Origin of the sequence: Actinoallomurus sp. NBC_01490, from assembly GCF_036227085.1 — a bacterium.
Lineage (GTDB): Bacteria > Actinomycetota > Actinomycetes > Streptosporangiales > Streptosporangiaceae > Actinoallomurus > Actinoallomurus oryzae.
The window spans coordinates 6,367,079-6,389,144 of record NZ_CP109433.1 but is presented as its reverse complement, the minus strand read 5'-3'; the positions used below and the strand labels follow the sequence as shown (position 1 = coordinate 6,389,144).

Annotated in this window: 21 protein-coding genes; 17 read left to right on the top strand and 4 right to left on the bottom strand. The window is 72.0% G+C overall.

Features of this window, described 5'->3' with window-relative positions; translation table 11 throughout:
- Window positions 1–94: 94 nt before the first annotated feature.
- From OG417_RS29880 to OG417_RS29845, 8 genes are all read left to right on the top strand, one after another.
- Window positions 95–1,522, top strand: a complete 1,428-nt coding sequence (locus tag OG417_RS29880; protein ID WP_329235537.1) for an extracellular solute-binding protein — start codon at window positions 95–97, stop codon at window positions 1,520–1,522.
- Window positions 1,523–1,861: 339 nt separating this feature from the next.
- The gene (locus OG417_RS29875; protein ID WP_329235534.1) at window positions 1,862–2,452 is read left to right on the top strand and encodes a hypothetical protein; all 591 of its coding nucleotides are present in this window, start codon (window positions 1,862–1,864) and stop codon (window positions 2,450–2,452) included.
- On the top strand, window positions 2,449–3,291 hold the full coding sequence (locus tag OG417_RS29870; RefSeq protein WP_329235531.1) for a methyltransferase domain-containing protein: 843 nt from the start codon (window positions 2,449–2,451) through the stop codon (window positions 3,289–3,291). The genes OG417_RS29875 and OG417_RS29870 overlap by 4 nt, the downstream gene beginning before the upstream one ends.
- A gap of 260 nt (window positions 3,292–3,551) precedes the next feature.
- The gene (locus OG417_RS29865; RefSeq protein WP_329235528.1) at window positions 3,552–4,901 is read left to right on the top strand and encodes an extracellular solute-binding protein; all 1,350 of its coding nucleotides are present in this window, start codon (window positions 3,552–3,554) and stop codon (window positions 4,899–4,901) included.
- Entirely contained in the window at window positions 4,901–5,824 is a 924-nt protein-coding gene (locus OG417_RS29860; protein WP_329235525.1) for a carbohydrate ABC transporter permease, read from the top strand. The genes OG417_RS29865 and OG417_RS29860 overlap by 1 nt, the downstream gene beginning before the upstream one ends.
- A complete protein-coding gene (locus OG417_RS29855; protein ID WP_329235523.1) occupies window positions 5,821–6,702 on the top strand; it encodes a carbohydrate ABC transporter permease in 882 nt (293 codons plus the stop codon). The genes OG417_RS29860 and OG417_RS29855 overlap by 4 nt, the downstream gene beginning before the upstream one ends.
- Before the next feature lie 113 nt (window positions 6,703–6,815).
- Window positions 6,816–7,019 (top strand): DUF3040 domain-containing protein, encoded by a 204-nt coding sequence (locus OG417_RS29850; protein ID WP_329235520.1) that lies wholly within the window; start codon window positions 6,816–6,818, stop codon window positions 7,017–7,019.
- Between the two features lie 49 nt (window positions 7,020–7,068).
- The gene (locus OG417_RS29845) at window positions 7,069–7,536 is read left to right on the top strand and encodes a DUF4158 domain-containing protein (RefSeq protein ID WP_329235516.1); all 468 of its coding nucleotides are present in this window, start codon (window positions 7,069–7,071) and stop codon (window positions 7,534–7,536) included.
- Between the two features lie 141 nt (window positions 7,537–7,677).
- Here OG417_RS29845 and OG417_RS29840 read toward each other — a convergent pair whose 3' ends face one another.
- Window positions 7,678–8,757: a WD40 repeat domain-containing protein gene (locus OG417_RS29840; protein ID WP_329235513.1), complete on the bottom strand. Its 1,080-nt coding sequence runs from the start codon at window positions 8,755–8,757 to the stop codon at window positions 7,678–7,680.
- 888 nt (window positions 8,758–9,645) lie between these two features.
- On the opposite strand from OG417_RS29840, the gene OG417_RS29835 reads away from it, so the two are divergent.
- From OG417_RS29835 to OG417_RS29825, 3 genes are all read left to right on the top strand, one after another.
- Window positions 9,646–10,113: a hypothetical protein gene (locus tag OG417_RS29835; protein ID WP_329235510.1), complete on the top strand. Its 468-nt coding sequence runs from the start codon at window positions 9,646–9,648 to the stop codon at window positions 10,111–10,113.
- Between the two features lie 161 nt (window positions 10,114–10,274).
- Complete coding sequence (locus OG417_RS29830; RefSeq protein ID WP_329235508.1) at window positions 10,275–10,931, top strand: alpha-ketoglutarate-dependent dioxygenase AlkB family protein; 657 nt, start codon at window positions 10,275–10,277, stop codon at window positions 10,929–10,931.
- A 103-nt stretch (window positions 10,932–11,034) separates the two neighbouring features.
- On the top strand, window positions 11,035–12,219 hold the full coding sequence (locus tag OG417_RS29825) for an acyltransferase family protein (protein ID WP_329235505.1): 1,185 nt from the start codon (window positions 11,035–11,037) through the stop codon (window positions 12,217–12,219).
- Window positions 12,220–12,256: 37 nt separating this feature from the next.
- Here the strand turns inward: OG417_RS29825 and OG417_RS29820 are convergent, their stop codons facing one another.
- On the bottom strand, window positions 12,257–13,012 hold the full coding sequence (locus OG417_RS29820) for a nuclease-related domain-containing protein (RefSeq protein ID WP_329235502.1): 756 nt from the start codon (window positions 13,010–13,012) through the stop codon (window positions 12,257–12,259).
- Between the two features lie 204 nt (window positions 13,013–13,216).
- On the opposite strand from OG417_RS29820, the gene OG417_RS29815 reads away from it, so the two are divergent.
- The gene (locus OG417_RS29815; RefSeq protein ID WP_329235499.1) at window positions 13,217–14,152 is read left to right on the top strand and encodes a hotdog domain-containing protein; all 936 of its coding nucleotides are present in this window, start codon (window positions 13,217–13,219) and stop codon (window positions 14,150–14,152) included.
- Window positions 14,153–14,332: 180 nt separating this feature from the next.
- Here OG417_RS29815 and OG417_RS29810 read toward each other — a convergent pair whose 3' ends face one another.
- The gene (locus OG417_RS29810; protein ID WP_329235496.1) at window positions 14,333–15,115 is read right to left on the bottom strand and encodes an alpha/beta fold hydrolase; all 783 of its coding nucleotides are present in this window, start codon (window positions 15,113–15,115) and stop codon (window positions 14,333–14,335) included.
- Between the two features lie 333 nt (window positions 15,116–15,448).
- On the opposite strand from OG417_RS29810, the gene OG417_RS29805 reads away from it, so the two are divergent.
- From OG417_RS29805 to OG417_RS29785, 5 genes are read left to right on the top strand one after another with little or no spacing between them, the layout of a single operon-like run.
- A complete protein-coding gene (locus OG417_RS29805) occupies window positions 15,449–15,751 on the top strand; it encodes an urease subunit gamma (RefSeq protein WP_329262724.1) in 303 nt (100 codons plus the stop codon).
- Window positions 15,748–16,170: an urease subunit beta gene (locus OG417_RS29800; RefSeq protein ID WP_329235493.1), complete on the top strand. Its 423-nt coding sequence runs from the start codon at window positions 15,748–15,750 to the stop codon at window positions 16,168–16,170. Before OG417_RS29805 ends, OG417_RS29800 begins: the two co-directional genes overlap by 4 nt.
- A complete protein-coding gene (locus tag OG417_RS29795; RefSeq protein ID WP_329235491.1) occupies window positions 16,163–17,872 on the top strand; it encodes an urease subunit alpha in 1,710 nt (569 codons plus the stop codon). The genes OG417_RS29800 and OG417_RS29795 overlap by 8 nt, the downstream gene beginning before the upstream one ends.
- Window positions 17,872–18,618 (top strand): urease accessory protein UreF, encoded by a 747-nt coding sequence (locus tag OG417_RS29790; protein ID WP_329235488.1) that lies wholly within the window; start codon window positions 17,872–17,874, stop codon window positions 18,616–18,618. Before OG417_RS29795 ends, OG417_RS29790 begins: the two co-directional genes overlap by 1 nt.
- 60 nt (window positions 18,619–18,678) lie before the next feature.
- Window positions 18,679–19,476 (top strand): urease accessory protein UreD, encoded by a 798-nt coding sequence (locus OG417_RS29785; protein WP_329235485.1) that lies wholly within the window; start codon window positions 18,679–18,681, stop codon window positions 19,474–19,476.
- Window positions 19,477–19,495: 19 nt separating this feature from the next.
- Here OG417_RS29785 and OG417_RS29780 read toward each other — a convergent pair whose 3' ends face one another.
- Window positions 19,496–21,928, bottom strand: coding sequence for a hypothetical protein (locus tag OG417_RS29780; RefSeq protein WP_329235482.1), 2,433 nt, complete (start codon window positions 21,926–21,928; stop codon window positions 19,496–19,498).
- Window positions 21,929–22,066: the final 138 nt, after the last annotated feature.

The following is a 22,066-nucleotide window of genomic DNA, read 5'->3' as shown; positions in this document are numbered from 1 at the left end:
GGTGAGGGCGGCGCGCCGTAACACTGTGGATCTCGGCGGCTGATTTGCTGCACACTGATGGCAAAACCGCCACCCGCGCCGATGAAGGACAGCCATGGAGTTCGCGTCACCCCTTCCGGCGTACTACCGGCTCAAGCGTCGGCTGCTCGCCGACATCGAGGCCGGTCACTACGGCACGGACGGGCGGCTGCCCACCGAACACGAGCTGTGCGCCGCCTACGGCCTGTCCCGCACACCCGTGGCGCGGGCGCTGTCGGAGCTGGCCGCCGAGGGCGTCGTGGTCCGGCACCGCCGCCGCGGCACCTTCGTCCACCCCGGCTGGATGGCCCGCCTGCACGCCGCGCCGAAGATCTCGGTGATGGCCTCCCACGGCGGCTGGGAGGGGCAGTTAAGAGAGGCGGCAGGCAACGACCTGCGGCTGGAGTTCACCACGGCGCCGCTGTGGGAGACACGGGCGATGTTCCGCCGCGCGATCGCCGAGGGCCGCGGCCCCGACTTCGCCATCGTCGACTCGGTCTGGGTCGCCGAGTTCGCCGAGTCGCACATGCTCACCCCCATCGCCGAACTGGACCCGGACTGGGCGGCCGACCACGACGCCGACTTCCTGCCGCCCTTCGTCGACGCCTACCGGTTCGAGGGACAGGGCCTGGTCGCGGTGCACGCACCGGCCGACGTGGCCGGCCTGTGGTACGACCGCGCGGCCCTCGGCGACGCGGCGCCGCCGCAGACCTGGCGTGACCTGCGCGCCCTGGCCCGCGCCCTGGCCGCCGACGCGCCCCGCGGCGAGCACGCCCTGGTCATGCCGGGCGGTGCCGCGGCGGGGGAGACCACCACGTACGCGCTGGTGGCGCTGCTGGTGGCCAACGGCGCGACCGTGTTCACGCCCGAGGCGGTGACGCTGGACGGCCCCGCGACGGTCGCGACGCTGCGGTTCCTGCGCCGGCTCGCCGACGACGGCGCGCTGCCCACCGAGGTCGTCACCTACGGCATGGACCGGGCCGTGCAGCTGCTCGCCGCCGGCCGCGCCCGCATGATCGTCGGGGCGAGCTACCAGGCCGAGATGCTGGCCGCCGAGACCGGGACGCCGCTGGCCGAGGTCGCCGGGCGGTTCGGGTTCGCGCCCCTGCCGGCCGGGCCGCACGGCCCGCCGGGGATCCTGTGCGGCGGCATGGTCTACTGCATCCCCCGCCAGGCCCGCCACCCGGAGCTGGCGATGCGGCTGCTGCGCGCCGCGACCGCGCCCAAGTGGCTGGCGCAGGTGTGCGCCGAGACCGGGCAGCTCCCGCCCCGCCGCAGCGTCCTGGACGCCCTGGCCCCGGTCTCACCGTTCCACGCCGAGACCGCGGCGCTGCTCGAGCACGCCGTCGTACGGCCCTCCGCGCCGACCTACGCCCTGGTGTCGGCGCAGCTGCAGACCATGCTCGAAGGCGTCCTCACCCGCCGCTGGAGCCCGGCCGCCGCGGTCACGCTCACCGCCGACCGGATCAGCGCCATCACCGGCCGTCCGATCGTCCACGCCTGACCCGCGCCGGCGGCCCGGATTCCGGACCCGGTACCGCCTCGTGGCTCAGGCTCTGGATCCGCACGGCGGTGAAGCGGGGATTGTCAGGCGCACGGCGGATGTGTTCAGATGATCACGATCGCGAGGGAGGTATGTCATGAACCGTCGGGACACCAGCTGGCCCTGATCTCTGACTCCTCAACGATGGCCGGCCTCGGTTCGTCCGGGGTCGGCCTTTTCATGGCGTGCGCTGCGGGAGCGTATGAACGGTCTGACTGCCGACGAGGAACCGTCGGCGACATATCGGGAACTGTTCATACTCGCGGAATATCGTGCGGTCTTCGTGACCTGGCCAGGGCGGTGCTCGTCGGGCTGATCGCGCTCCCCGGCGCGCCGGTACCCGTCATGTTCACGCTGCTGTTCGTCGGCGGGCTGCTCGCCCCGCCGTTCGAAGCGGCCCGGTCCGCCCAGCTCCCGCGGATCCTCACCGGCGCCCGGTACCCGCTCGGCGTCGCCATCGGCGGCCTGATACTGACACGGCTGCCGCGGCCACGAACCCGCACGCGGCTGATCCGGCCGCTCGCGGTCCTGGCCCCTCTCACCCTGGCCCCCGCGCTGTTCAACCCGCCACTCGCCGGTGCGCTCCTCCTGATCACCGCCTCCGGGGTTGTCATGTCGCTGCTGTTGCCCGCCGCGCAGACGTTGTTCCAACGAACCCTCGCGCATGAATACCGGGCCCGGGCGTTCGGCGTCATGAACGGCGGTATCCAGATCGCTCAAGGTGCCGCGGTCCTGGCCACCGGCGCGCTCGCCGAACGCCTGCCCACCGCGACCGTCATCGGGGCATGGTGCGCCGCCGGCACCCTTCTCATGCTCCTGCTCGCGCTCCGGCCGATCACCGGGCCCGGCGCACCGGCTGTTTCCTCCGTTCCCGCCAAGGAGACGATATGAACGCAACGACCGGCCGCACACCCGGGCAAGGGGCCGTACCTGAGCCCGGCCCGGGAATCGGAGGACCACCGGAAGGCGACGCCCGGGTCGGTCCGCGTATCGGTGACGCCATCGGGGACATGCTCTGTGCCGCGTACGAGGCGTCCCGCGACCCGTCCGCCGCCCCGGTCCAACAGATCGCCGAACGTGACGACGGCCTCGTGCTGGCCCTTCCCGCCGCGGCCTGGATCGCGCCGGTCGGGCAGTGGCCGGAGGGGGAACGCCGTGCGCTGGACCTGCTCAAGGGCAAGGTTCTGGATGTCGGCGCCGGTGGGGGACGGGCCGCACGCGCGCTCCTCGACCGCGGTCACGACGTTACGGCGATCGATGTCTCGCCCGGCGCGTTGGAGGTATGCCGCCGTCAGGGGATACGGTCCGTCGTTCGCGGCACGGTCGGCGAGCACGCCGCGACCGGGGCGAGGTATGACAGCTTCCTTCTGCTGGGCGCCAACCTGGGCCTCCTGGAGAGCCGTGAACGGGCGCCGGAGTTCCTGCGGGCGCTGGCCGCGATGGCCGGGCCCGGCGCCGTCGTCGTCGCCCAGGGCCGTAATCTGACCGACGCGGAGGACCCCCTGCACCTGCCCTACAACCGGCGGAACCTGCGTGCGGGCCGCATCGCCGGCCAGCGCACCCTGCGCATCCGCTACCGCGACGTGGCGACGCCCTGGTTCGACTACTTGAACCCGGCGCCCCGCGAACTGGCCGAACTGGTTCCCGGCACCGGCTGGGAGCTCACCGACGTCACCTATTTTCCGGGCTCGACGGCTCACTACATCGCCGTCCTCCACCGCGAGCGGTAGCCGTCCGCACGAAACCCCGGGCGCCCGACCTCGGCCCCGGGCGCCCGACCTCGGCCCCGGGCGGCCGCGCGGACCGCATCGGCAGCCGTGCCCGTCCGCGTCGGGCGCCGGGGCGCCTGCACGCCCGCTCGTCCGTTCCCGCGACGCTGATATCACTCGCGAGTAAGGTATCTGTCACCTCTTCCGTCAGCTCTTGACGCCGTTCGCCTCGTCCTTCCACATTTGCCACAACACAATGGCAATTCGCGGAGGTGCTGCGCATGCGGCGGCGATGGGCTCTCGTGATGACGGTGGTGACGGTCGCGGCGGGATTGAGCGCCTGCGGCGACAGCGGATCCTCCGACGGCAAGACGATCAAGGTCGCGTACCAGAAGTTCGGCAACTTCATCGGCGCCGACGAACTCTTCAAGAAGATCAAGCCGGTCTTCGAGCAGCAGAACCCCGGCGTCAAGCTCAAGCTCATCCCGATCGAGGCCGACGAGAACTCCTACTACACCAAGCTCGGCCTCATGCGGCGCTCCAAGGCCACCGCGCCCGACGTCGCCTACGAGGACACCTTCTTCGTCAACTCCGACGCCCAGGCCCGGTTCCTCATGCCGCTCGACGACAAGCTCGCCTCCTGGCCGGACTGGAACCAGTTCGTCGGCGCGGCCAAGGCCGCCGGCAAGGCCGGCGACGGCCACACCTACGGCGTCCCGATGGGCACCGACACCCGCGGCCTCTGGTTCAACAAGAAGATCTTCGCCAAGGCCGGCCTGCCCACCGACTGGCAGCCCAAGTCCTGGAACGACCTCCTCACCGCCGCACGCCAGATCAAGGCGAAGGTCCCCGGCGTCATCCCGCTCAACGTCTACGCCGGCAAGGGCGTCGGCGAGGCCGCCTCCATGCAGGGCTTCGAGATGCTGCTGTACGGCACCGCCGACAAGCTGTACGACGACCAGACCAAGAAGTGGGTCGCCCCCAGCCGCGGCATGAACGACGCGATGAACTTCCTCAAGACGGTCTACTCCGAAAAGCTCGGCCCGACCCCGCAACAGGCACTGGACCCGCACTGGAGCGACAACGTCAACGGCCAGGAGCTGTCCCAGGGCAAGCTGGCCATCGACCTGGACGGCTCCTGGCTGCCCCAGGCCTGGATCCCCGGCGGCGCGTCCGCCTGGCCCGACTGGTCCAAGACGCTCGGCACCGCCCCCATGCCCACCCAGAACGGCCAGGCACCCGGCAAGGTCAGCCTCTCCGGCGGCTGGCTGCTGTCGGTCGGCGCCAACACCAAGAACCCCGACGCGGCGTGGAAGCTGGTCCAGCTCGCCATGAACAAGGAGAACTCCCTGTTCTTCTACATCAAGGGGACGCAGGTCTCGGTCCGGAACGACGTGACCGCCGACCCGGAGTACCTCAAGGGCAACCCGACCCAGAAGTTCTGGACCAGCCTGGTGCAGTACACCCAGTACCGCCCCGCGTACAGCGTCTACCCCCAGATCTCCAACCAGCTCCAGGCCGCCACCGAGGCCGTCGTCACCGGCCAGGCCGCACCCGAGAAGGCCGTGGCCGACCTGGCCGGACAGATCAAACAGCTCGCCGGGCCGGACAAGGTCGAAGGGACCTCCTGATGGTCGCGGTGGACCTGCCCGAGTCCACCCGGCCCGCCGCCCGCCGCTCGCCCGCGCGCGGGCGGCGGGCCGCCGGCCGGGTCCTGCCGTTGGTTCCCGCGTTCGCGCTCATCGCCCTGTTCTTCCTCGGCCCGATCCTGTGGTGCGTCTACGCCTCCTTCACCGACGTCGCCCTCACCGGCGCCACCGCCAGCACCCCGCATCTGGTCGGCCTGCGCAACTACCGGCGGATGTTCTCCGACCCGGCGTTCGGCCAGTCGCTGTGGCTGACCGTGGTGTTCGTGCTCGGCTCGGCCGTCATCGGGCAGAACGTCGGCGGCATGGCGCTGGCGCTGCTGATGAAGTCGCGGCACCGGATCGCCCGCGCCGTCGTCGGCGCGATCGTGGTCGGCGCGTGGGTGATGCCCGAACTGGTCGCCGGGTTCGTCTGGTACGCGTTCCTGGCCGACGACGGCACCTTCAACGCCATCCTGCACGCCGTGGGCCTGCACGGAAAGAGCTGGCTGTACGCCATGCCGCTGCTGTCGGTGATCATCGCCAACGTCTGGCGCGGCACCGCCTTCTCCATGCTCGTCTACTCCGCCGCACTGTCGAACGTGCCCGAGGACCTGCTGGAGGCCGCCGCGGTGGACGGCGCCTCGTCCTACCGGCGGCTGCGGCACATCACCCTGCCGCTGATGCGCCGCGCGGTCATGACCAACCTGATGACGATCACGCTGCAGACGCTGGCGGTGTTCACCCTGATCTTCGTGATGACCGGCGGCGGGCCCGGCACCAAGACCCAGACCCTGCCGATCTACATGTACCAGAGCGCGTTCAAGTTCTACCAGCTCGGCTACGGCGCCGCGCTGGCCATCGTGCTGCTCGCCGTCGGCGGCGTGTTCTCGGTCGTCTACCTGCGGATGATGCGGGAGGAAGTATGACAACGGCCGTGAGCGCGACCCCGCGCACCTCCCGGTCCCCGCGCCTGTCCACGACCGGGCCGCGCCGCGGCGCGGCCGCCGCGGTGGCGTACCTGGTGCTCGCGGTGGTGGCGATCGCGTTCCTGCTGCCGTTCGGGTGGCTGTTGCTGGCCTCGGTCTCGGACCAGGCCTCGCTGAAGGCCGACGTGCCGCACCAGCTGACGCTGCGGAACTTCGCCGACGTCCTGACCGGCGACAACCTGCACGCGCTCGCCAACAGCCTGGTGCTCTCGCTCGGCGCGGCCGTGCTCACCCTCGTGCTCGCCGCGCCGGCCGCCTACCCGCTCTCGCGCTACAGCCGGCGGTTCGGCCGGCCGATCCTGCTCGGCCTGCTGTTCGCCACCGGCCTGCCCATCACCGCGATCCTCGTGCCGGTGTACGGGCTGTTCGTCCAGCTCGAACTGCTCGACTCCATCCCGGCCACCACCTTGTTCCTCACCGCGACCGGGCTGCCGATGGCGATCTGGATGATGAAGAACTTCATGGACGAGGTGCCGATCGCGCTGGAGGAGGCGGCCTGGGTCGACGGCGCGTCGGGGCTCCGCGCCCTGCTGCGGATCGTGCTGCCGCTCATGCTGCCGGGCACCACCGTGGTGTTCACCTTCACGTTCGCGCTGACGTGGGGGAACTTCTTCGTGCCGTTCATCCTGCTCGTCGACCCGGCCAAACAGCCCGCCTCGGTGGCCATCTACCAGTACTTCGGCCTGCACGGCACGGCCTCCTACGGGTTGCTCGCCGCGTTCTCGATCCTGTACTCCCTGCCCGTCGTCGTGCTGTACACGCTGGTCCAGCGGGTGCTGGGGAACGCCTTCGCCCTGTCCGGCGGTGTCAAGGGGTGAAGCGCTTCATGTGAAAGGAGAACGACGGGTAATCGGACTCCTTCCTCAAGGTTTCCCCCCGGAGGTAAAGGGGGGATGATTCGAGGAAATGTAAGACCCCCTGGAGGTGCGGCATGGCGCTCTCGATGGAGGAGGAGCGGATCCTCACAGAGATCGCATCTCAACTCGGCCAGGAAGACCCCGCGCTGGCGAGTCGCCTGGCGAACTTCGGGCGCCTGCGCAGGCGCCGGCGCATCCGCGCCATCGCGGCGGTCGTGATCGCGGTGCTCGTGGTCGCCTCGCTGGTCGGAGCGGCGTTCGTGACGCTGCCCACCTGACAGACGCGAACCGCCCCCGCCGGACCCCAGGCCCGGCGGGGGCGATCTCGTGGACCCGGCGTCGCCCCTGCCGGCGAAGCCGCCGAAGGCGGTGAGCACGCGGATCTGCCACCTCAGGGGGTCCGGGGGTGGCCCCCGGAAAGGGGGTCTTGGTAGCACTGACGAGCGGGCGCATACCCGTACGGATCATCTGGCGTTGGCGGCGCAGTATCTGGGGTGGAAGATCGCGGCGGCCGGCAGCACGGTGTTGAAGGAGCTGGAGCAGTTCCTGCTGGACCGAGCGATGGAGCACGACTCGCCGACGTCGTTGTTCAACCTGGCGCGGGAGTATCGGCCGGCCGCCAAGGCGATCCGATCTTTTCGGCGTTCGTCGCCAGGCCGCCGTCGCAATTGGACGAGGTCGTGGCGCTGTTCGACTAGGCGGTGTCGGCGAGGGAATCGCGTTGAGGAGGCCGGCACCGCGCTCGGCGTCGTCGACGCTGACGATGAAAGTCCGCGCGGCCGTCGGACCGCTTGATCATCAGGCACTGGCCGCCGCGCAGCATCCACGCAGTGCTGGCCGGCGACTTCTGGCGACCCGGCCACCCTTGAATCCGCGATGTCCGGTAGAGCGTGGCTCCTTCTCAGTGAGAACCTCAGTCTGGCGGTGGATTCAGGCTCAGAGCGGAACAACCTGGTTCCGCTTGTTGCTTCCAATCTCGGGAAGGTCCCAGACGCGCACGGTGCCGTCTCGGCCGGCGGTGATGGCGGCGGGGCGGTCGTTCAGTTCAGCGAACCGGACGGCGAACACCTCGCTAGGGGCATCGCGCTTCCCCCGAACATGCGCGGTGTTCGGCTCTGCCAGCAGGCGCCGGTCCGCAAGGTCCCACAGGCACAGCGTGCCGTCCTCGCCGCCGGTCGCCGCGACTACGCGCCCGCCCACGACGCCGGCGTCCAGGCACTCAATCTCGCCTCCCGGCACGATGATCGGCTCAGCCCACACCGAAGCGTCGGCGTCGCTCACATCGCATACCGCCAGGACCCGCCCCCAGGCCGCCGCCAAGAACCCCCGGTCCTCCAGGGCGGCCAGTGCGAAATGGCCAAGGGTTTCGTCATCGATGCCGTCGGGCTCATCGAGTTCGGCGACCGGGCAGTCCTCATCGATGTCCCACACGATGACACCGCCATCCTCGCCGGAGGCCGCGATTACCGGCCGACCCCACAATGTTCCCGCCGCAACGCTCTCGCCGCTTTCCAGCTCCGTCGTCAAGAAATAGATATCGTCGTCCTCATCCTCCTCGGGCTCTTCGCTGTCGAGGAGGTCGTCATCGGGGTCGTGATGCTTCGCCGGGCTCTGCACTTCTACGGCCGGGCCGGTATAGCCGATAACGAAGAGGGTCCGTCCGCCGAGAGTGGCCGTGCGAGCCGAGCTCGGGCTTCCGCCGTCGGCACCCTGCAGCACCGCGCCGGTTTCCAGGTCCCATTGCGCGAAGTCCTGGTGGTCCCCGCCGCCGCCGATCACGATCCGGCCGTCGACGGCCGCCGCGCATATCCGAAGGAGCTCGACTTGGGCGAACTCACGTGACGGAACGTCGAGTCGGTGCTCGGTCCACTGGTCGGTCATCGGATCCCAGGAGAAGGCCTGATATCGGTCGGTACCGATGACGAGCACGTGACCGTCACGGTCGACGAGGTCGAAATCGACGATTTGGAGACCGGAGGGCGCTCTGCTGGTCAGAACGGCTTGGAGTCCAGACACAGACGGATTCTAGGCGTGGACCCCGACAATGATCGGAAAATGCCCATATCTGCGATCCGGAGGTACCGGCGATGCCGGGCTCACCCAGGTGGTGGGCTGCCCCGCGCACAGCACCTCCGTCAGAACGCGCTGCATCGCGTCTTTCGCCCGCGCAGACGCTCGGTACGGGTGGTCCCCACACCGCCTGTCGATGATCCAAAGTGCCCCGCCCCACGGACTGTGGCGCCAGGGCGGAGCAGCCCTGCACGCCCCCCCCGCAAAGACATCGCGGGCCCCGGCGATGCCGCCGCAGGCGGTGAGCATGCGGGCCCGCCATCTCGGGGGTCCGGGGGTCGCCCCCCGGAAAGACACCGCGGGCCCCGGCGAAGCCGCCGCAGGCGGTGAGCATGCGGGCCCGCCATCTCGGGGGTCCGGGGGTCGCCCCCCGGAAAGACACCGCGGGCCCCGGCGAAGCCGCCGCAGGCGGTGAGCATGCGGGCCCGCCATCTCGGGGGTCCGGGGGCCGCCCCCCGGAAAGACACCGCGGGCCCCGGCGAAGCCGCCGCAGGCGGTGAGCATGCGGGCCCGCCACGTTCAAGCCGGTGTGGTGGTCGCCTCGCGGCGAAGGCACAACGCGGCTCCTGCTCCGGCCAGAGGCCGGACGGTATTCCGCGAAGGCGATAGGTGCGGCCCGGGGACACATGCCACACCGGCATCACCAGCGTAACCCCTTTCCCGCGATGCGTATTCCACCTCCGCCGTGTCGCCGGCCGTGCGGAAGCGGGTCACGGCGCCGTCGGTGGGAAGCAGGCTCCATGGTCGTGGACATCACTCTGAGTAACTGATTTGATCCACAGAGTCACAACCGAGGTCAAGTCTCGAGCAGAACGGACCAAAGGAGCGATACCAATGTCCAAACTCCGCAGCTCACTCTGCGTCACGGCCATGGCCGCCGGGTTGGCGCTCGCGGGCGGCGCGGCTGCCGGTACCGCACAAGCGGTCACTGCCAAGCCCGCCGGCCGGCACGGCGCGCACCAGCGGGCTGACGCGATCTTTCGGCCGCCGGTCACGCTGTTCCGTAACCAGGCTTTGACCTCGGGGAACGGCCGGGCCATCCTCCGGTTGCAGGGGGACGGCAACTTCGTGCTCTACAAGGACGGCCGGCCGGTATGGCAGGCGCCGAACGCGTGGGGCCGCGGAGTCTCGGCGGTCTTCCAGGAGGACGGCAACTTCGTCGTCTACGCCGGCGGCGGTACGCCGGTCTGGGCGTCGAACACCTGGCACCGGGGCGCGTACCTCGCGGTGCAGGATGACGGCAACGTCGTCATCTACAACAGCAGCAGGCAGCCGGTCTGGGCGACCAACACCGGAGACTGACCGCGATCCTCCGGCCCGTCACGCGACCCGGGCGCCCTTCCACGGGCGGCCGGGTCCGCTCGCTCCTGAGACCCGAACACGCGGGGACCACGTCGTCGGCGCCCCGGTCGGCCATCACGTACCGTGGCGTGCGGAAGCCGACATAAAGGGAGGTCAGGGGTGTGACGGCGCTGATTCCGCGGCCCCGGGCGCAGGTGGCGCCCGGGGCGGTGCACGTTCCGGGCTGGCTGGCCGCGGACGAGCAGCGGCGGCTGCTCGACGCCTGCCGCGAATGGGCCCGCCCGCCGGCCGGGATGCGGCACACCCGCCTGCCGGGCGGCGGCGTGATGTCGGTGCGCACCGTGTGCCTCGGCTGGCACTGGGTGCCCTACCGTTACCAGCGCACGGCCGACGACGGCGCCCCGGTCAAGCCGTTCCCCGCCTGGCTCGCCGACCTCGGCCGGCGCGCCGTCGCCGCCGCGTACGGTGACGACGGCGGCTACCGGCCCGACATCGCGCTGGTCAACTTCTACGACGCCGGGGCCCGCATGGGCCAGCACCAGGACAAGGACGAGCGCAGTCTCGCGCCCGTCGTCTCGCTCAGTCTCGGCGACACGTGCGTCTTCCGCTTCGGCAACACCCGTGACCGGGGGCGGCCCTGGAGCGACGTCGAGCTGGAGTCGGGCGACCTGTTCGTGTTCGGCGGGGAGTCCCGGCTGGCCTACCACGGCGTGCCCAAGACCCTGCCCGGCACGGCCCCGCACCACCTGGGCCTGCGCGGACGCCTCAACCTGACCCTGCGCGAGTCGGGTCTGGGGCCGGACGGCGGCGCGGCGTGAGCGCACCGCGGTTCGCCGGCGCGCCCCGTCGCGTTGAGGTGGTGTTCAGGATCGTCGTGTTGACTGACCCGGTCATCCATTGTCGAGCCCAGGGTTCCCCGTTTTGACCACCCTCGCCTCGGTCGGCACCGCACCGCCCGCACGCTCGCGTGCGGCCGGCCGTGACCCCTATTTCGACAACGCCAAGTTCCTCGCGGTCGTGCTCGTGGTGATCGGCCACGCCTGGGAGCCGCTGCGGGCCGCGAACGTCGGCGGGCGCGTGCTCGAGGCGGCCCAGACGTTCGTCTACGCGTTCCACCTGCCGGTCTTCATCGTCATGTGCGGGTACTTCTCCCGCGGGTTCACCGCCGGGCGCGACCGCACCCGCAAGCTCGTCGCCGCGATCGTCGTCCCGTACGTGATCTTCAGCGTGGCGTATCCGCTGTGGGCCGGCCTGCTCGCGGGCGACCACGTCGGCTGGGACCCGCTCGAACCGTACTACCTGACCTGGTTCATGCCCGCGCTGCTGTTGTGGCGGCTGTCGACGCCGCTGTGGCAGCAGATCCGCTATCCCGTCACGGCCGCGCTGGTGATCTCGATGCTCGCCGGCTTCATCACGCTGCCGAGCATGCTCAACGCCGCGCAGGTGCTGTCGTTCCTGCCGTTCTTCGTCGTCGGGCTCACGCTGCGGCCCCACCACTTCGCGTTCCTGCGGCGCCGCGCGATGCGCGCCGGCGGCGCGGCGCTGCTGGTGCTCGGCGGGGTGGCCGCCTACGCCGTCGCGCTGACCGTGGATCCCGAATGGGTGCACTGGCGGCGCAGCTTCGGGCAGCTCGGCGTCGGCGCGCCCGCGGGCGTGGGGTTCCGGCTTCTCGCGCTGGCCTCGGCCGTCGCGCTGACCGTGGGTTTCCTGGCCGTCGTGCCGGGACGCCGCACGTGGTTCACCCGCTTCGGGTCCGCGAGCATGTACGTCTACCTGCTGCACGGCTTCGTCACCCTGTTCCTGTCCTACCAGGGCTGGTACTACCGGATCTCCGGAGCCGAGCTCGCGCTGGTGACCGTCGGCTGCGCGGCGTTGGCCGTGGTGCTGGCCAGCGGTCCCCTTCGCGGGGCGTTCCGGTGGGCGGTCGAACCCCGGCTGGACTGGCTCTTTCACCCGCGCGTGCCCCCACCGGCCGGCGCGGTGCCGCGTCCGGCCGGCGCGGGCGAACACGGGCCCCCGGCCGGGCCGGGCCGCGCCGGCGCCGTGCGGCCTCGCGACACGGTGCAGCCCCCGCCGCGTCGGCGGCACGGCGCCCCACCTCGGTGACCGGCCCCGGATCGGCCACCGGAGGACCCGCGGCCGGTCAGCGGACGAAGAGGGCCTGCCGGCTGATGGGCAGGGTGCACGCGGCCTCATAGATCTCGGTGACCTGCTCCGGGGTGTAGCGGACCCGCCGGTTCCGCAGCCACAGGGGCAGGCGGTGCGCCCGCAGCATCGTGACGCCCTCGGCGCTGACCAGTCCGCGTTGGAGGTCGCCGCCGTAGACGACCTTCACCGGCTCGACGGGAACCTCACGGCCGAGCCGTTCCCGAAGCATTTCGGCCGCCTGCTCGGCGGTTTCGCGCAATTCCGTGGCGACCTTGGCGCCGGGCCGCTCGTCGATATACAGCTTCCCGCGGTATTCGGCCATTTGCATCTCCGGCGGCACCGCCTCGTTCTGGATGAGCATGACCCCGGCGCCGCCGATGACCAGATGATCGACCTGCCCGCGACCGGGGATCTTGCGGCCGTGCAGCACGTGGTATCCGCGCCACTCGACGAGCGCCCGCAGCACCCGCGCCGTACGGCGCTCGCCGCGCAGGCCCTTGCGCCAGACGCTGGAGGCGGCACGTTCCCGCCAGCGCCACAGGGTGTCCGCGCCCGCGACCACGATCGCGGCCAGCAGGCCCCAGGGCAGCGAGAACAGCCAGGTGCCGATGATGAGCGCCGCCGCGGCCATGCCGGCGCGGATCTGCAGACGTCGGCGCCGGCCCTGCGCCCACAACTGCTCGTGGATGGACTGCGGTGACCCACCGACCCACGCGGGGTTGTCCGGAACATAGATCGACCTGCCGAACATTTTTGCCGCCCCTTTCCGCGATACGCACCTATTGTTACTTAACCTCGCGGTGAGGTGCACGAGCGGGTAAGGCTATTGGCGCAGCAGGGCAATATTACAGAATGTGTAATGCCACTGTTGATAAAAGTTGCAGCGCAAGCCGCCACGGGCGGGCGACCGGCGCCGGGCGGGCGGCGCGTCGGAGGGCGGGAGTACCGTACGCCCGTGGGTGATGATGAGGCCGCAGCGCTGCTGGCGCGGTTGCACGCCGCGCAGAACGACTTTTACGGCGGTGGCGGGGACGTCGCGCTACGTGAGGTGCTCAGCCCGGACGTCTCCTGGCACGTGCCCGGCGACAACGCGATCGCCGGGCACTACGAGGGCATCGAGTCCGTGCTGGCCTACTTCGCCGGACGCCGCGACCTTGCCGGGCGTACGTTCCGGATGCGCCCCCGCGACCTGCTCGCCGGCCGCGGGGAGTGGGTGGCCTCGCTCACCGACGGCGAGGCGGTGCTCGGCGGGCGACGGGTCAGCTGGTCGACGGTCGGGCTGTACCGGCTGAGCGGCGGCAGGGTCGCCGAGTGCCGGCTGTTGCCGCTCGACCCGGCGGCGTTCGACGCGGTGTGGGCGGGCCCGGCCGCGGACCGGGCGGACGTCCGCGGCGCTCCCGAAGACGGCCGCGCCGCCACGCCCACCGGCTCGGGGACGACCTCGCCGGCCTCCACCACCGGGCCCGGCCACCTCCCGACGGCCGCCGCGTCCGCCGTCTCGGCGTTCCGCGTACGGCCGCGGCACTGCGACGCGCAGGGCGTGGTCTACGCCGGCCGGTACCACGAGTTCTTCGAGGACGCCTTCCTCGACTGGCTCGACGAGCACGCCGGCGGCTACGCGGCCCTGCGGGACGAGGGCGTGGACATGGTGATCGTCTCCAGCGCCTGCGACCATCGCCGTCCCGCCCGCCTGGGCGACCCGCTGACCGTCGAGACCAGGCCCGAGCGGGCCGGCCGTACGTCGCTGACCATGGCCTTCACCGTGCGCGGCCCGGCCGGGCCGGTCGCCGAGGGACGCATCACCTACGTCGCGGTCGGGCGTGCGGGCGCGGCGACCGGGCTGCCGGAGGCGCTGGCCGGCGTCGCAGGCGCCGCGGACCGGGGGAGATGAGCAGCCGCTGCGGGCCCAGGCCTACGTTGTCGCGCTGAACGGCCCGCACCCGCGGGTGCTCCAAAGCCGCCAGCCAATCGGGCGAGCAGGTGCGCCCGCAGCGGAAGCTCGGTGCGCGACCGCCGGTGGGCGGCCGCGGATACACCTCCATCGTTACCCGCCGGCCGCCGGAACGCAAAGTCATCCGGCCGAGCTTCCCTCCAGCAGGACCTTGGTCACCTGCTCCGGATCGTCGGCCATCGGCACGTGCCCGCAGCCGCGCAGCCACACGAACCGCACGTGCGGCAGGTTCTGCTGTGCCCGTACGGCCTGGCCGCTGCGCAGCAGCCGGTCGCGGGTGCCCCAGGCGATCGTCGCCGGGACGTCGCGCAACGCGCCGTGGAACCTGATCCCACGCCCGGCCCGCAAGGTCGGCTCGAACCCGACGGCGTCGTGCAGCGCGGACGCGTCGGCGATCAGCGTCTCGATGTCGATCAGGTCCGGCCGGCCGTAGATCATGCCGAACATCAGGTTGCGGCGCCGCGGCGAGCGGGCCAGCCAGCGCATGACGGGCTCGGGCACGCCGGCGCCGAGGCGGCAGGCCCGCAGCACCGCCCCGACGTACCGCAGTTCCATCGGGGTGAAGAAGCCCGCCGGGGACAGCGCGGTGACCGAACGGGCCAGGCCGCGGTCGGCGGCCTCGAGTGCGAACAGGCCGCCGAGGGAGTTGCCGGCCACGTGCGGGCGGTCCAGGCCGAGCTTGTCGATGAACTCACCGAGCACCGTGACCATCGTGTCCAGGCCGTACGGTCTGTCGGGCGGCAGGGGAGGGGAGGTGCCGAAGCCGGGCAGGTCCACGGCGATGACGTCGCGTTCTTTGGCGAGGCGGTCCATGACCGGCTCCCACGCCTGCCAGCGGTGGCCGATTCCGTGCATGAGGAGCAGCGGCGGGCCGTCACCCCGCCGCTCGAAAACGATGTCCACGCGCCGAGACTAGACCTGAGTTACCACTCAGTCACCGTGACCGCTGTCACCTTGCCCGGTGCGGACATCACCTCTTGTCCGTCGGTGGAGCAGCGGGCGCAGCGAGCCGTTGCGGGGCTGTGCGGCGGTCACCACCGGGAACACGCCGCGCGGCGGTGCACCGCCTGCTCGCCTGGTCATTCCGGACCGACAACTTTGACGGCCGGTTGTTCGGCCTCGGGCCGCGGCGCGGGAAGAAATGCCCTTGAGGACGACGGCCGTAAGACCTCAGGGGCGACGGCCTGGCGACGGCGTACCTGCCCTGACCTTGTGACCAGGATGCGGAGGTTGACGATGCTCGTGAGCCTGCAGGAACGAGAACGTCTGATGATCTATACGGCGGCCCGGCTCGCGGCCGAACGCAGGCAGCGGGGCCTGAAGCTGAACCTGCCCGAGGCCACCGCGCTGATCACCTCGTTCCTGCTGGAAGGAGCACGGGACGGGCGGACGCTGGTCGACCTGCAGGACGCCGGCCGTAACGTTTTGAGTCGTGACGAGGTGATGGACGGGGTTCCGGAGATGCTCACCCAGGTCCAGGTGGAGGCGACGTTCCCGGACGGCACCAAGCTCATCGCGGTACAGGAGCCGATCCGGTGACCGACGGCCGCGGTCCATCCGGTTCGGGCAGGAAGAGCCGGTCGGCGTCGGGCAAGGGAGCCGTCGTCGGCCTCACTCAGCCGGGCGCGGACTCCGGTGAGCGGGAGGGAAGCCCAGGACAGATCATCTACGGCGACGAGCCGGTGGTGATCAACGCCGGGCGGGCGGTGATCACACTGGCCGTCATCAACACCGCGGACCGTCCGGTCAGCGTCGGCTCGCACTACCACTTCGCCGAGGCCAACCCCGCGTTGAGCTTCGATCGAAAGGCGGCGTGGGGCCACCGGCTGGACATCATCGCGGGCGGGATGGTCCGTTTCGACCCGGGCGCGACCGTGGAGGTGCGGCTGGTCCGGCTGGGTGGCCGGCGCATCGTCCGGGGACTGCGCGGCGAGTGCGGGGGCCGGCTCGATGGCTGAGATTCCCCGGCACCAGTACGTGGCCTCGCTGGGGCCGACCACGGGTGACCGGATTCGGCTGGCCGACACCGATCTGCTCATCGAGGTGGAGGAGGATCGTTGCGTCGGCGGGGACGAGACGGTCTTCGGCGGCGGCAAGTCGGGCCGGGAGTCCCAAGGCCAGTCGCACGCCACCCGCGCCGAGGGCACCCCCGATCTGGTGATCGGGGGTGTGGTGGTGCTGGACCACTGGGGAGTGATCAAGACCGACGTCGGAATCCGGGACGGCCGCATCGTCGCGTTGGGCAAATGCGGCAACCCCGACATCATGGACGGCGTGCATCCGGACCTGGTGGTCGGGCCCAACACCGAGATGGTCAACGGCAGCGGGTTGATCATGACGGCCGGGACGGTCGACACCCATGTGCACTTCGTCTCCCCGGACATGTCCGTGGTGGCGCTGGAGGCCGGCACCACCACGCTCGTCGGCGGCGGCAGCGGCCCGACCGACGGGTCGAAGGCCGCGCTGACCAGCCAGGCCGGCTGGTGGATGGAACGCATGCTCGAGGCGTTCGACCCGTGGCCGGTCAACGTCCTGTTCCTCGGCCGGGGCACCACGGTGTCGCAGGAGGCGCTGTGGGAACAGCTGCGGTCGGGGATGGGCGGGTTCAAGTGCCACGAGGACTGGGGCGCCACACCGGCCGTGATCAACACGGCGCTGACCGTGGCGGAGGCCGCCGGGGTGCAGGTCGCGATCCACAGCGACACCCTGAATGAGGCCGGATTCGTCGAGGACCTGCTGCGCACCGCCGGCGGCCGTAACTTCCACGCCTTCCACACCGAGGGCGCCGGCGGTGGTCACGCCCCGGACATCATCAGGATCGCCGGCGAGCCCAACGTCCTGCCCTCCTCGACCACCCCGACCCGCCCGTTCACGGTCAACACCGCGGACGAGCAACTCGACATCTGCCTGATCGCCCACCATCTGAATCCCAAGATCCCGGCGGAGCTGGCGTTCGCCGAGAGCCGGGTGCGCGCGACGACGATGGCGGCCGAGGACATCCTGCAGGACCTCGGCGCGATCTCGGGCATGCAGTCGGACGCGCAGGCGATGGGCCGGCTCAGCGAGGTGGTGCGGCGTACCTGGCAGACCGCGCATGTGATGAAGAGGCTGCGCGGCCCGCTGCCCGGGGACGGCCGCGCGGACAATCACCGCGCTCGCCGGTACGTGGCCAAGTACACCATCGTCCCCGCGATCATCCACGGGATCGAGGACGAGGTCGGATCGGTCGAGCCGGGCAAGCTGGCCGACCTCGTGCTGTGGACACCCGCGCTGTTCGGCGTGCGGCCCAGCTATGTCTTCAAGTCCGGGATGGCGGCGATGGCGCTGCTCGGCGACCCGAACGCCGCCGTGCCCACCCCCCAGCCGGTGCTGCCCCGGCTGGGCTACAACACCCGGACCCGGGCGGCGGCGGCGACCAGCGTGGCGTTCGTCGCCCCGGCCGCGATCGAGGACGGTCTGGCCGACCGCCTGGCCGTCGAACGTCAACTGGTCGCGGTGAAGAACATGCGCGGCCGGACCAAGGCCGATCTGCCCGAGAACGACGCGCTCCCCGCCATCGAGGTCGATGCGGACACCTTCGCCGTACGCATCGACGGCGAGGAGGTCGACCACGAGCCGGCGGCCGTGTTGCCGATGACCCAGCGCTACCTGCTGTTCTGATGAGCGCCCCCGGCCACCGCGGCGTGGCGCCCGACGCCTCGCCGGCCGGTCACGCCGCCGGCCTGTCGGCGTTGCTGCTGCTGGCCGACGGCAGGTTTCCCGCGGGCGGCCACGCCCATTCCGGTGGGCTGGAGGCCGCCGTCGCCGCCGGGCGCGTCACCGACGTGACAACGCTGATGTCGTTCCTGCGCGGCCGGACCGTGACCAGCGGCGCGGTCTGCGCCGCGTTCGCCGCCGCGGCCTGCGCGGCGTTCGAGGCCGACCCCACGATGACCAATGGCGAGCTCGAAGACCTCGACGCCGAACTGGACGCACGCACCCCCTCCCCGGCGCTGCGCGGCACCTCGCGCGTGCTCGGCCGCCAGCTGTTGCGCGCCGCCCGTGCCATCCGGGCGCACCCCGGTCTCGACCCGCTCACCGTCACCATGCCGGACGGTCCCCACCAGCCGATCGCGCTGGGCGTGACCTCCGCCGTCTTCCAGCTGACTCCGCACGCGGCGGCGGTGGCGGCCCTGCACGAGGCGGCGGCCGGACCCGCGACCGCGGCGATCCGGCTGCTCGGGCTCGACCCCTTCGCCGTGCACGCCGTCCTCATCCGGCTCGCGCCGCACCTGGACGAGCTGGCGCGCGAAGCCGCCGATCACGCCGCCACACCGGCGGAGCGGCTGCCCGCACCGGGCGCCCCGATGCTCGACATCTCCGCCGAGCACCATGCCGCCTGGGAGGTGCGCCTGTTTGCGTCCTGAGCACGGTCATCAGCCCGGCGGGGTGCGGCCGCCCGCGACGCCGGCGTGAGGAACCACGCGGTGGCCCGTCTGGCCACCGAAGCCGACCCTCGGGGGCGCACCCGCGTCCAGATCCTGCGCTCCGGCTGGCCGCTGATGCTCCGAACCACCCGGCCCCGTGAACCGGACGTGATCAGCGGCTGGGTCGCCCGCGACGACGTCGCCCAGGTGCACCTGACCGCCGCGGGCGCGGGCCCGATCGGCGGCGACCGGCTCCGTCTGGACGTCCGCGTGGGACGGGGCAGCGCGCTGATCCTGGGCGAGGTCTCCCCGACCCTGCTGCTGCCAGGCCCGCACGGCGAACGGTCACGGACCGAAATCGACATCCACGTCGCCGCGGGCGCCACCCTGGCCTGGCTGCCGGAGCTGGTCATCGCCGCACATGACTGCCGTCACCGCACCGACATCCGGGTCACGCTGCACGCCGAGGCCCGGCTGCTGCTGCGCGAGGAGGTCCTGTTCGGCCGGCACCAGGAGCAGCCCGGGACGTTTCGCCAGCGGCTGCGGATCGTGCGCGACCACCGTCCGCTCTATGACCAGGAACTCGCCGTAGGGCCGGGAACGCCGGGATGGGACGGCCCGGCGGTCACCGCCGGGCACCGCAGCGCCGGGACGCTGCTGGTCGTCGACCCCGACGGATCCGATCCCGTCCGCGCCACTGCCCGCGGACCCCATACCGCGGTCATGGCCCTGGCCGGGCCGGCCACGATGATCAGCACGCTCGCCCCGGACACGGCCACACTGCGCCGGCGACTCGATACCGCGCTGGCCCGCATCGGCACCGGCCGGCGGCAGGCCACAGCGCAACGAAGCCTCTGAGGAGCCGGTCCGGCCGGGGTCAGGGTTCGAGTTCCGCCGCGACGCCGGTGATGTCGCCGATGTCCAGGGTGAGGGAGATCTCGCCGCGGAACACCTGGGTCTCCCCGGCCTGGCTGAGATGCCGGCTGCACGCACGGTCGAGATAGGCCTCGACGAGCCGGGCGTTGGTGAGCCGCCCGCGCCCGCGCAGCGTCCCCAGGTCGCGGCGGGCCTCCTCCCAGGCGCCGGGCGTCAGCCGCAGGTGCCGTTCGGAGGCCAGCAGCCCGGCCAGGGCCACGCGTGCCCGCGGGTCGGCGAAGTCGGGCAGGCGCACGGACCGGAAGTCGGTGACCAGCTCGGGGCTGGCCTCGGTCAGGGCGCTGAGCCGGTCCGGCGCGCAGGTGCCGACCAGCGCGATGTCGCTGACGCCCTCGGCCCGCAGCCGGTACAGGGACGTGGCGTACGCGGCGCCGCGCTCGTCGTCGAGGATCAGAGCGTCCAGGCCCTCGATCAGCAGCGTGTGGCCGGCGTGTTCGGCGAGGCGTTCGCGCAGCTGCCGCGGGTCGATCTCGGCGAGGTCGTCCACGTCGACGGTGCGGACGTCGCCGCTGTTCATCCCGCCCTCGGCGAGCGCGCGGGCGATCATGCGGGTGAGGCGGCGCTGCCCGCAGGAGATGTCGCCGACCAGCAGGACCGCCGGGGCGGAGGCGCTGGAGACCTCCTGACCGCGCAGGCTCTGCGCCCACTTGCCGCGGCGCCGCAGCTCGGTCAGCAGCCGTTCGATGTCGTCGGCGCCGGGCAGGAACGCGATGCCGTACGCCTCCACGGTGGCGGGCGCCTCGCCCGAGACCGACGTGGCCGGGGCTCCGGCCGCGACCGTGGGCGGTGAGGTGGAGTACGCGGGCGGTTCCGCCGCTGTCGGCGGCGCGGCGGGCGGGGAGTCGGACGCCCCCGGCCAGGCCGTCGTGGCCGACTGCCCCGCCGCCGCCTCCTCCGTGCCGGGCCAGGCCGCCTGGCCCGGCTGCTCGGCCGCCTCCTCGGTGCCGGGCCAGGCGGTCGTGCCCTGCTGCTCCGCCGCGGGCTCGGCGCCGGGCCACGCCGTGGTCGCGTCAGCGGCGGGCGCTGCGGGCGCGGGTGGTTCGGCCGCCGCCGCGTCGGCCTTGCGCTGCTCGGCCAGGTGCGCGCGCGCCGCCTCGATGATCTCCCACGGCGTCATGGACTCGCCCGCGACCGGGTCGGGCGCGGCGACCAGCGTGTTCATCAGCGCGGCCGGCACGGTGAAGCCCGGGCGGGGCGGCGCGGTGCCGGCGAGCCGGCACCAGGCCAGGTCGGTGGCGTAGGAGGCCGCCAGCAGGGTCCGCAGGATCTGCGGGTCGGCGCCGGCAACCGCGTCGGGCAGGGTGCCGCCGGTCGGCCACAGCCGCCGCAGCGGGTGGTCGGGCTGGGCGAGGGACTGCAGCGTGCGGACGCCTTCGGCGTCGAGCCAGGCCATGACGGTCCCCGCCGCGGCCGGAGAGTCCTGCAGGTCCGCCGCGAGCAGCGCCAGGGCGACGCGCCTGGCCTCGGCCGGTCCGCTCGCCGCGGCCGGGAGCATCGCCGCGGCGGCGGCCAGGTCGTAGCAGGCGAGGCGGAAGTGGTCGCCCGGCGTCGTCTCGCGCAGCACCGCGATCCGCAGCTGCGGCGGGCAGCGTCGCAGCCACTCCTGGTAGACGGCCGCGTCGCCGAAGCGGACGCCGGCGTGGTCGCTCTGGATCATCCGCAGGGTCGCGCCGCTCATCGCGGCCAGCGCGTCGGCGCGCGGGCGGAACGCCGCGCCGCCGCGCAGCGTCTCGGCGGTCTCCCAGATCGTGCGGACGATGTGGGTGGCGCCCATGGGGTCGTTCGCGCGCAGGCGTTCGGTGTAGGCGCCGACGATCAGTGACAGGTCCGGCTGCAGGAACCAGCGCGGCCCGCCGTCGGTGCCGCTGAGGAAGCGGCTGAAGAGCCCGAGGATCGGGTGGTCGGGGTCGGCGACCGGCGCGCCCGCGCACCACAGCACCGAGAACAGGCAGACCGCCGCCGGGCTCGGCGTGCCGGGGACGAACTGCGGGTCGTGCATCGGGAACTGCGCCGGGTTGACGGCGGCGGCCGTGGCCAGGGTCTGCTGGAGCCGGGACATCAGCGGGGGAGGCGGCGGCGCGCCGAACAGCCCGTCGGCGGCCAGCGGGCCGGGCGTCAGGTCGGGGCCGCTGGGCACCATCGACGGGGGCACGGGCGGGCTGCCGGCGCCGGGCGGCGCGGGCATCATCGCCTGGCGCGCCACCGGGTCGAACGGCGGCGGGCACAGGTGCCAGTTGCCCTCCAGGCCGCAGCGGTACCAGCGGCCCCACAGGCCGAACAGCCACCACTCGCCGGCACCGGCGAGCATCCGCGCGGTGACGGCCTGGGCGCGTTGCGGCGGGACGGCGTTCATCCACCAGGGCGAGGCCGTCATGGCACGGATGTCCGTTTCGATCGCTGCGAACGGATCCGTGGGGGCTGCGCCGGGCCAAGTCACCCTGGGCATGGTAGTGCGTCGTGAGAATCCCGTTGTCGTACGTAAGGAGCATGATGTATTGATGCTCCTGATTCG

Bases quoted from the DNA above. Each gene is read 5' to 3' on its own strand.
- OG417_RS29790 (WP_329235488.1), top strand. From the start codon at position 17,872: ATGAGCGCCCCCGGCCACCGCGGCGTGGCGCCCGACGCCTCGCCGGCC.
- OG417_RS29860 (WP_329235525.1), top strand. From the start codon at position 4,901: ATGGTCGCGGTGGACCTGCCCGAGTCCACCCGGCCCGCCGCCCGCCGC.
- OG417_RS29835 (WP_329235510.1), top strand. From the start codon at position 9,646: ATGTCCAAACTCCGCAGCTCACTCTGCGTCACGGCCATGGCCGCCGGG.
- OG417_RS29805 (WP_329262724.1), top strand. From the start codon at position 15,449: ATGCTCGTGAGCCTGCAGGAACGAGAACGTCTGATGATCTATACGGCG.
- OG417_RS29850 (WP_329235520.1), top strand. From the start codon at position 6,816: ATGGCGCTCTCGATGGAGGAGGAGCGGATCCTCACAGAGATCGCATCT.
- OG417_RS29795 (WP_329235491.1), top strand. From the start codon at position 16,163: ATGGCTGAGATTCCCCGGCACCAGTACGTGGCCTCGCTGGGGCCGACC.
- OG417_RS29870 (WP_329235531.1), top strand. From the start codon at position 2,449: ATGAACGCAACGACCGGCCGCACACCCGGGCAAGGGGCCGTACCTGAG.
- OG417_RS29865 (WP_329235528.1), top strand. From the start codon at position 3,552: ATGCGGCGGCGATGGGCTCTCGTGATGACGGTGGTGACGGTCGCGGCG.
- OG417_RS29780 (WP_329235482.1), bottom strand. From the start codon at position 21,928: ATGACGGCCTCGCCCTGGTGGATGAACGCCGTCCCGCCGCAACGCGCC.
- OG417_RS29855 (WP_329235523.1), top strand. From the start codon at position 5,821: ATGACAACGGCCGTGAGCGCGACCCCGCGCACCTCCCGGTCCCCGCGC.
- OG417_RS29880 (WP_329235537.1), top strand. From the start codon at position 95: ATGGAGTTCGCGTCACCCCTTCCGGCGTACTACCGGCTCAAGCGTCGG.
- OG417_RS29820 (WP_329235502.1), bottom strand. From the start codon at position 13,012: ATGTTCGGCAGGTCGATCTATGTTCCGGACAACCCCGCGTGGGTCGGT.